The organism is Streptomyces sp. LHD-70 (genome assembly GCF_031157275.1).
Taxonomy (GTDB): domain Bacteria; phylum Actinomycetota; class Actinomycetes; order Streptomycetales; family Streptomycetaceae; genus Streptomyces.
Genome location: NZ_JAVIFW010000005.1, coordinates 486,013 through 494,472, shown reverse-complemented (window position 1 = coordinate 494,472; position 8,460 = coordinate 486,013). Strand labels below are relative to the sequence as shown.

Sequence of the window (8,460 nt, the reverse complement as noted above, 5' to 3'; positions counted from 1 at the left end):
CTTTCAAAGGAACCTCGTCCCGGCCGTGACGGCCGGAGACGGGGTATCAACATATCTGGCGTTGATTTTTGGCACGCTGTTGAGTTCTCAAGGAACGGACGCTTCCTTTGTACTCACCCGCAGTCATTTACTGGGGCTTTCCTCCGGGCGCTTCCCTTCGGTGTTTCCAAACTCTATCAGGCTTTTTCCGTCTTCCTGACCACGGTCACTGCGGGCATGCAGAACCGGATCCATGGATAGGATCGAGCTTGATGAGGATGCCGCCGAGGCTTTGAGTGCTTGGCGCGCTGTGCGGCCTCAGGCAGGGGTCCGACAGTACATGTCACTGGTAGTGGACGCAAATCGATTGCGGTACGTCGTACGCCTGCCAACTGGGACCAGTTGTGCGGAACCGGGACTTCATATGACTTACGCTTCTGAACAGTGCGCTGTCGTGGACAAGTAGTGACGGCGCTAATGACTCTCCACTCCTGGGAGGCTCCCCATGACGACCGTGACGTCCCCTCTTGCTGGACGCGCAATCGGGCTGAGCGCAGTGCCCGACCCGGTGTTCTCCGGTGCGATGGTGGGACCCGGTACCGCCATTGATCCCGCGCGCGAGCCTTCGGAGGCCGTTGCTCCCGTCGCCGGCATCGTCGTATCGCTTCACCCGCACGCCTTCGTCGTAGTGGACGATGAGGGGCACGGTGTGCTGACGCACCTGGGCATCGACACCGTGCAGCTCAATGGCGAGGGCTTCGAGCTCCTCGTTAACAAGGGGGACACCGTGCAGCGCGGTCAGGCGATCGTGCGTTGGGACCCGGCCGGCGTCGAAGCCGCCGGTAAGTCCCCGGTGTGCCCCATCGTGGCGCTCGAGGCCACGGCCGAATCCCTCTCCAATGTCGTAGAGGACAGCGACGTGAAGGCCGGCGACGAGCTTTTCGGCTGGCAGTGACGTCTGCCCGTAACTGGGCCGCAGGTACGACATCCATCGCGGCGGGGTGCACCGCCGCATCTATCGGAGACGGGTGAAATGGAGACAACGCTGCGAGGCGTCGGCGTGAGCCACGGTGTGGCGATCGGCGAAGTACGGCACATGGGGACCGCGGTCCTCGAGCCGCCGGCGAAGCAGATTCCGGCCGAGGAGGCGGAGCGCGAACAGGGGCGCGCCCGCCAGGCGGTCGAAGCGGTCGCTGCCGATCTGAATGCGCGGGGCAACCTGGCCGGTGGTGAGGCGCAGGCCGTGCTCGAGGCGCAGGCCATGATCGCGCAGGACCCGGAGCTCATCGCCGACGTGGATCGGCGGATCGCCGTCGGGAGCACCGCCGAGCGCGGTATCTACGACGCTTTCTCGCACTACCGCGAGCTGCTCGCGGGTGCGGGTGAGTACATGGCGGGTCGTGTGGCCGACCTGGACGACGTGCGGAACCGGATCGTGGCGCGGCTGCTCGGTGTGCCCATGCCGGGTGTGCCGGACAGTGACGAGCCGTACGTGCTGATCGCGCGGGACCTCGCGCCGGCCGACACCGCTCTGCTCGACCCGACGCTCGTGCTCGGGTTCGTGACCGAAGAGGGCGGGCCGACCAGTCACAGCGCGATCCTCGCGCGGGCGCTCGGGGTGCCTGCTGTGGTGGCGCTGCCCGGTGCCGGTGAGCTGGCCGAGGGCACGGTGATCGCCGTGGACGGCAGCACGGGTGAGATCTTCGTGAGCCCGAGTGCCGAGAAGCAGGCCGAGTTGGAGAAGCAGGCCGAGGAGCGCAAGGCCGCGCTGGCCGCTTCGACCGGTCCTGGTGCGACGTCCGACGGTCACAAGGTGCCGCTGCTCGCCAACGTGGGTGGTCCTGCCGACGTGCCCGCCGCTGTCGAAGCCGGTGCCGAGGGTGTGGGTCTGTTCCGCACCGAGTTCCTGTTCCTGGACGACAGCCAGAAGGCGCCGTCCGAGGAGAAGCAGGTCGAGGCGTACCGGAAGGTGCTCGAGGCGTTCCCCGAGGGGCGCGTCGTCGTGCGTGTGCTGGATGCGGGTGCTGACAAGCCGCTGGACTTCCTGACGCCTGCCGATGAGCCGAACCCGGCTCTGGGTGTGCGTGGTCTGCGGACGCTGCTCGACCACCCCGAGGTGCTGCGTACGCAGCTGACCGCGCTCGCCAAGGCGGCCGAGGGGCTGCCGGTGTACCTCGAGGTCATGGCGCCGATGGTGGCGGACCGGCTGGACGCCAAGGCCTTCGCCGACGCGTGTCGGGCGGCCGGGCTGCAGGCGAAGTTCGGTGCGATGGTGGAGATTCCGTCGGCCGCGCTGCGGGCTCGGTCGATTCTGCAGGAGGTCGAGTTCCTTTCGCTGGGGACCAACGACCTTGCGCAGTACACCTTTGCGGCGGACCGGCAGGTCGGTGCGGTGTCGCGGCTGCAGGACCCGTGGCAGCCGGCGCTGCTCGACCTGGTGGCGCTGTCCGCCGAGGCTGCCAGGGCCGAGGGGAAGAGCTGCGGTGTCTGTGGTGAGGCCGCGTCCGACCCGGTGCTCGCCTGTGTGCTGACCGGTCTGGGTGTCACCTCCCTCTCCATGGGTGCCGCGTCCATTCCGTACGTGCGGGCGACGCTGGCCAAGTACACGCTGGCGCAGTGTGAGCGGGCCGCGGCTGCCGCGCGTGCCGCCGACTCCGCCGACGAGGCGCGGGCCGCCGCGCAGGCGGTGCTGTCCGGGGAGTGAGCGGGCGGCCGGCTCTGTCCCGGTCGATGTGTGCGTGAGGGTGTCCCACTGTGGTGGGGCACCCTCACGCGTTGTCAGGGTGCTTCAGTGCGTGTGCGGGTCGTCGTACGGGCCGAGGTCGGGGGCCGGGGCGTAGTCCAGGCCGGGTTCCGGTGGGACGGGTTCGCCGGTGTGGGCGTCTGTGCAGTAGGCGTCGAAGACCTGGGCTTCTGTGAGGGGTTGGAGGTGTTCGCCGCTGAGGCGCCAGCCGCAGACGCGGTCGGGTTGGTCCTGGGTGGTGGTGCGTTGGACGAGGCCGCCTGGGCTTTTCGTGGCGATGCCGACGGCGAGGACTGTGGTGACTTCGAGGGCCTCGGTCTCGTCGAGGTTCAGCAGGCCGTCCGGGGTGCGCTCGGCGTGCAGGGAGCCGAGGAGCGGTGTGGTGTCGAGGGTGACGCTGCAGACGATGTGCTGGGTGCCGGGTGAGCCGGTGTCGAGGATGCGGCTCAGCAGGATGGCCGCGCGGGTGAAGGAGGCGACGCCGATGTCCTCGCCGCAGTGGGCGCAGCGGCCGGTGTCGGACAGGAGGTGTTCCGCGTACTCCACGGTGGAGCGGCGCAGGGTCTCGTCGATCAGGTCGGGGACGATGTCGCTGAGTGGGCGGCCGTCGTAGGTGACGGTGGGGCCCGCTGCGGCCAGTTCGGCGGTGAAGCGGGTGCGGCCGTCGGAGGTGTCGGGGTCGAGGCCGGATTCGGCGCAGAACTCCTCGTACTCCTCGGGGTCGAAGAGGGCGAGCGTGGTGTGTTTGCCCTCGGCGGCGAGAGTGCGGAGCAGGTGCTCGACCTCGTGGAGGTACGTGGTGTGGTCGTGGAACGTGAAGGATTGATATCGCCGCATGGCCGCGAAGTCCTCGGCGTCGGCCAACAGGCCGATGGTGCCGGCGACTTCGCGGCGCAGGGCGCGGCGCATGGTGTCGTGCTGGGCGTGTGCCATGAGTCCCCCGTGGACAGTGTCGAACGATGCTCACTCACCGTAACGAGCGGCACTGACAACGGGGGTGGGGGCGGGGTGGGTCAGGTGCGGGTGCGGGCCAGGTCCGCGTAGAAGCGGAGGAGGTCGAGGTTGTCGACCGAGCCGGGGTTGACGGCCTTTTCCAGGGGTGTGCCCTGGAGGAGGCGCTTTACCGGAACCTCGATGCGCTTGCCGGTGAGGGTGTGCGGGACGCCGGGGACCTCGATGATCTCGTCGGGGACGTGGCGTGGGGAGAGTTCTGCGCGGATGGTCTGCTTGATCTTGGTTCGGAGGGTGTCGTCGAGGGTGGCGCCGCGGGCGAGGTGGACGAAGAGGGGCATCCAGTAGCCGCCGTCGGGCTGTTCGGCGCCGATGACGAGGGATTCGCGGATCTCCGGGAGGCGTTCGACGACTTCGTAGATGTCGGCCGAACCCATGCGTACGCCCTGGCGGTTGAGGGTGGAGTCGGAGCGGCCGTGGATGACGACGGAGCCGCGTGCGGTGAGGGTGATCCAGTCGCCGTGGCGCCAGACGCCGGGGTAGGTGTCGAAGTAGCTGTCGTGGTAGCGGCTGCCGTCGGGGTCGTTCCAGAAGTGGATCGGCATGGACGGCATGGGGTTGGTGACGACGAGTTCGCCGACTTCTTCGGTGAGGGGTTTGCCCTGCGGGTCCCAGGCCTGGAGGTCGGTGCCGAGGCAGGGGGCCTGGAGTTCGCCGATGTGTACGGGGAGGGTGGGTACGGCGCCGGCGAAGCAGGAGCAGACGTCGGTGCCGCCGCTGACGGAGGCGATCCACACGTCTTCGCCGACCTCGTCGTGGAGCCAGCGGAAGCCGTCGGGCGGGAGTGGTGAGCCGGTGGTGGCGACGCACTTGACCTTGGACAGGTCGTGGTCGCGGGCGGGGTGGACGTCGGCTTTGCGGCAGGCCATGACGTAGGCGGCGGAGGTGCCGAAGAGGGTGGCGCCGGTGCGTTCGGCGATGGCCCATTGGGCGCCGGTCTCGGGGTAGCCGGGGCTGCCGTCGTAGAGGACGACCGTGGTGCCCGTGAGGAGGCCGGAGACGAGGAAGTTCCACATCATCCAGCCGGTGGAGGTGTACCAGAAGAAGCGGTCGTCGGGGCCGAGGTCGCAGTGCAGGCCGAGTTGTTTGTAGTGCTCGACGAGGATGCCGCCCTGGGACTGGACGATGGCCTTGGGGAGGCCGGTGGTACCGGAGGAGTAGAGGACCCACAGGGGGTGGTCGAAGGGGACCTGTTCGTAGACGGGTTCCGTGTCACCTTCGGTGAGTGCGGACCATTCGAGGGCGCCTTCGGGGGCGTCGGTGCCGAGGAGCGGGATGTGCACGACGGCGCGGAGGGTGGGGAGTTCGCTGCGGAGTTCGGCGACGGTGTCGCGGCGGTCGTGCTCCTTGCCGCCGTAGCGGTAGCCGTCGACGGTGAACAGGACGACGGGTTCGACCTGTTGGAAGCGGTCGAGGACGCTGCGGGCGCCGAAGTCGGGGGCGCAGGAGGTCCAGACGGCGCCGACGGCGGCGGTGGCGAGGAGGGCGGCGGCGGCCTGCGGGATGTTCGGCAGGTAGCCGGAGACGCGGTCGCCGGGGCGGACGCCGAGTGCGCGGAGTTCGGCGGCGAGGGAGCCGACCTGGCGGCGGAGTTCGGCCCAGGTGACGGTGTGGGTCTCGTGGGCCTCGTCGACGGCGAGGAGCGCGGGGGCGTCGGGCCGTTCGGCCGCGGTGCCCAGGGCGTGCTCGGCGTAGTTGAGGGTGGCGCCGGGGAACCACTGGGCGCCGGGCATGGTGCGGTCGCCGAGCACGCGCGCGTAGGGGGTGGAGAAGCGGATGTCGAACCACTCGACGACGGCTTCCCAGAAGGTCTCCAGGTGCTCCACCGACCAGCGGTGCAGGGTCTCGTAGCCGCCCTCCGCGGGGGCGCCGTGGCGTTCGGCGGCCCAGGTCTGGAAGCGGGTGATCGCGGCGGCTTCGACACGGGCCGGGCCGGGCTGCCAGAGGGGCTGCGGCTGCGGTTCGGCGGTGGACATCGGGCGGCTCCCAAGCTGTACGCGGTGTGTGCGTCCGGCACGCGCACGTGCGGGGGTGTGCGCGTGACGCGGCTTCCAGGACGATGCCATGTGATCGACTCCTGCACCAGGGTGGCTCCCCCATAGTCCGTGGCGTGAAGGTGTGGTCCGGCCACGGGTGAACGGCGGATGAACGCGCTACGCCGCACGCGCGCGTGCTGGCAGGCTGAGCTGCATGAACGGTCAAGACCTGGTGCGGTCGGTGAAGGCGGTCTCGGTGGAGGGCCCGGCGCGTGGGTGGCGCGCGGTGCGGTCGGCGTGGCGGCGCAGCCGGGCGGATGCGGTGGGGTTGCCGCGCGGGGGTGCGGAGCGGGCGCGGGTGCCGGGGGCCGTGACGGGTGTGGAGCCGGGGCCGGGCGGCGGGGTGATCCGGTTCGCGCGGGCGGAGCTGCGGGTGCGGGTGACGGCCGGCGGGGCGGTGTTCTGGGGCTGGGACGGTGCCGGTCCTGAGCCGTCGTACGCGGTGGTCGGTGCGGGCCCTGAGGTGGATCCGCGGGCCGTTCTGGAGCCGGACAAGGAGGGCGGCTGGCGGGTCGTCTCGGAGCGGGTCACGGTCGTGGTGTCCCGGCACGGCGCCGTGGAGGTACGGACGCCGGGTGGTGTGGTGTTGCGCCGGGATCTGCCGCCGCGCTGGTGGGAGCCGGTGGGCGGAGGGCCCGCGCGGTGGCTGCAGCGGTCCGAGGTGGCGGCGGACGCGCGGTTCTTCGGGCTCGGCGGCCGGGCGGGTGGGCCGCGGCTCCGGGACGGGTCGTACCGGCTGTGGAACACCGGTCCGGAGGGGGCGTCCGGGCCGCAGGACGATCCGTCGTCGTTGACGATGCCAGTGCAGATGGTGGTGGCCGACGTGGGCACGCATCTGGTGTTCCACGACAACCCGTGGGACGGCTCGGTGAGGCTGCGAGAGGGCGAGGAGGGTGCGGGGTCGGGGCACGACCGGCGTGGGTGCAGTGAGTTGCGGATGGACGGAGGGCCGTTGCGGTGCTGGGTGGTGGTCGGTGCCCCCGCACGCGTGGTGCAGGTTTTCGCCTCGCTGACCGGATCTCCCGCTGTGCCGCCTTCGTGGGCGCTCGGGTATCAGCACGCGCGGTGGGGATTCGGTGGTGAGGGGGAAGTACGGCGCGTCGTCGCGGGCTGTCTGGAACATGAAATTCCGCTGAGCGCACTGCACTTGGGCATCGAGCACTGCGACGCTCATCGGGGTTTCACGGTCGACCAGGAGCGCTTTCCGGATCTGCCGGTGCTCGCCAAGGACCTGGCCGAGGACGGGGTGCGGATCGTGTCGATCGTGGGTCCGGGGGTGAAGGCGGATCCCGCGGACGAGGTGTACGCGTCGGGGCGTTCCGTCGACGCGTTCGTGCGGGACGCGCGGGGCCGGGTCGTCGAGGGGCTGACGCGGCCGGGTGAGTCGGTGTTTCCGGACTTCACGTCGCCCGAGGTGCGGCGCTGGTGGGGCGGGCTGTACGAAGAGCGGCTCGGGCAGGGCTTCGCCGGGTTCTGGCACGACATGAACGAGCCGGTGTCGTTCGGGGCGTTCGGTGAGCCGACGCTGCCGCGGTCGGCCCGGCACGCGCTGGAAGGGCGCGGCGGTGACCATCGCGAGGCGCACAACGTGTACGGCCTGTGCATGGCGCAGGCGGCCCACGAGGGGCTGTGCCGACTGCGTCCGGACGAGCGGCCGTTCCTGATCTCCCGCTCCGGCTGGGTGGGTCTGCAACGGTACGGCGGTACGTCGTCGGGGGACGTGGCGACGGGCTGGCCGGGGCTGCGGGCCTCGCTGTCCGTTGTGCTCGGTCTCGGGTTGTGCGGGGTGCCGTACTCCGGTCCGGACGTGGGCGGGTTCGACGGGGCTCCGTCGCCCGAGCTGTATCTGCGCCGGCTTCAACTGGGCGCGTTTCTGCCGCTGTTCCGTACGCATGCGGCGCTGCGGGCGGGGAGCAGGGAGCCGTGGGAGTTCGGTCCGGAGGTTCTGCGGCACGCGCGCGTGGTGCTGGATGAGCGGCGGCGGCTCCTCCCCTATTGGGTGACGCTTTCGCACCTGGCGCAGCGGACCGGGGCTCCTTATGTGCGGCCGTTGTGGTGGTCTGCTCCGGAGGAGCGTTCGCTGCGTGACTGTGAGGACGCGTTTCTGCTGGGGGACGCTCTGTTGGTGGCGCCGGTCCTGGAGCCGGGCGCGACACGGCGTGCGGTGCGGCTGCCGCGCGGGCGCTGGTACGACACGGCGACGGGACGGGCGTACGAGGGCCCCGGTCAGGTGCTGCTCGACGCGCCGCTGTCGCGGGTGCCGGTGCTCGCGCGGGCCGGTTCCGTGCTGCCGGTGCGGGGCGCGGACGGCGGCCTGGAGCTGGAGGTGTGGGCGCCGGCGCGGGGCCGTACGGGCTCGGGGCTCGTCGTACGGGACGCGGGTGACGGCTGGCAGGTGCCGGAGGTGGAGCGGTACGTGACGCGGCGCGCGGGGCGCGGCCGGGTGGTCGTCGAACGGGACTGCGGGGAGGGCGAGTTGCGGGAGGTCACCGAGGGGGTACGGGTGCGGGGGCTCGACGCCGGGCACTGATGTCCTCTGGGGTGCCGCGCGCGGTTCGATGGAGCGGGTGACGACGACCAGGCCGGTGTACTCCGTGCACGCCCTTCTCGGGGCGGGTGAGGGGGAGTTGGGGCTGGGGCTCGGGCACGCGGGGACTGTGTGCGAACGCCCGGGGCGAGGGCTCGTACCGC

The 8,460-nt window shown here is 70.7% G+C and carries 6 protein-coding genes; 4 read left to right on the top strand and 2 right to left on the bottom strand.

Annotated elements, in window-relative coordinates; translation table 11 throughout:
- The 3 genes from RCO28_RS13085 to ptsP all read left to right on the top strand — a co-directional run.
- The coding region (locus tag RCO28_RS13085) for a hypothetical protein (protein ID WP_308941228.1) at positions 1-199 on the top strand (199 nt) is incomplete at its 5' end.
- Between the two features lie 285 nt (positions 200-484).
- A complete protein-coding gene (locus tag RCO28_RS13080) occupies positions 485-934 on the top strand; it encodes a PTS glucose transporter subunit IIA (RefSeq protein ID WP_308941227.1) in 450 nt (149 codons plus the stop codon).
- 78 nt (positions 935-1,012) lie between these two features.
- The gene (ptsP, locus tag RCO28_RS13075) at positions 1,013-2,683 is read left to right on the top strand and encodes a phosphoenolpyruvate--protein phosphotransferase (protein WP_308941226.1); all 1,671 of its coding nucleotides are present in this window, start codon (positions 1,013-1,015) and stop codon (positions 2,681-2,683) included.
- A gap of 84 nt (positions 2,684-2,767) precedes the next feature.
- Here the strand turns inward: ptsP and RCO28_RS13070 are convergent, their stop codons facing one another.
- Both RCO28_RS13070 and RCO28_RS13065 read right to left on the bottom strand, forming a co-directional pair.
- The gene (locus tag RCO28_RS13070) at positions 2,768-3,655 is read right to left on the bottom strand and encodes a hypothetical protein (protein ID WP_308941225.1); all 888 of its coding nucleotides are present in this window, start codon (positions 3,653-3,655) and stop codon (positions 2,768-2,770) included.
- 80 nt (positions 3,656-3,735) lie between these two features.
- A complete protein-coding gene (locus RCO28_RS13065; RefSeq protein ID WP_308941224.1) occupies positions 3,736-5,709 on the bottom strand; it encodes an acetoacetate--CoA ligase in 1,974 nt (657 codons plus the stop codon).
- A 214-nt stretch (positions 5,710-5,923) separates the two neighbouring features.
- On the opposite strand from RCO28_RS13065, the gene RCO28_RS13060 reads away from it, so the two are divergent.
- A complete protein-coding gene (locus RCO28_RS13060; RefSeq protein WP_308941223.1) occupies positions 5,924-8,299 on the top strand; it encodes a glycoside hydrolase family 31 protein in 2,376 nt (791 codons plus the stop codon).
- Positions 8,300-8,460: the final 161 nt, after the last annotated feature.

Bases quoted from the DNA above. Each gene is read 5' to 3' on its own strand.
- RCO28_RS13080 (WP_308941227.1), top strand. From the start codon at position 485: ATGACGACCGTGACGTCCCCTCTTGCTGGACGCGCAATCGGGCTGAGC.
- ptsP (WP_308941226.1), top strand. From the start codon at position 1,013: ATGGAGACAACGCTGCGAGGCGTCGGCGTGAGCCACGGTGTGGCGATC.
- RCO28_RS13070 (WP_308941225.1), bottom strand. From the start codon at position 3,655: ATGGCACACGCCCAGCACGACACCATGCGCCGCGCCCTGCGCCGCGAA.
- RCO28_RS13065 (WP_308941224.1), bottom strand. From the start codon at position 5,709: ATGTCCACCGCCGAACCGCAGCCGCAGCCCCTCTGGCAGCCCGGCCCG.
- RCO28_RS13060 (WP_308941223.1), top strand. From the start codon at position 5,924: ATGAACGGTCAAGACCTGGTGCGGTCGGTGAAGGCGGTCTCGGTGGAG.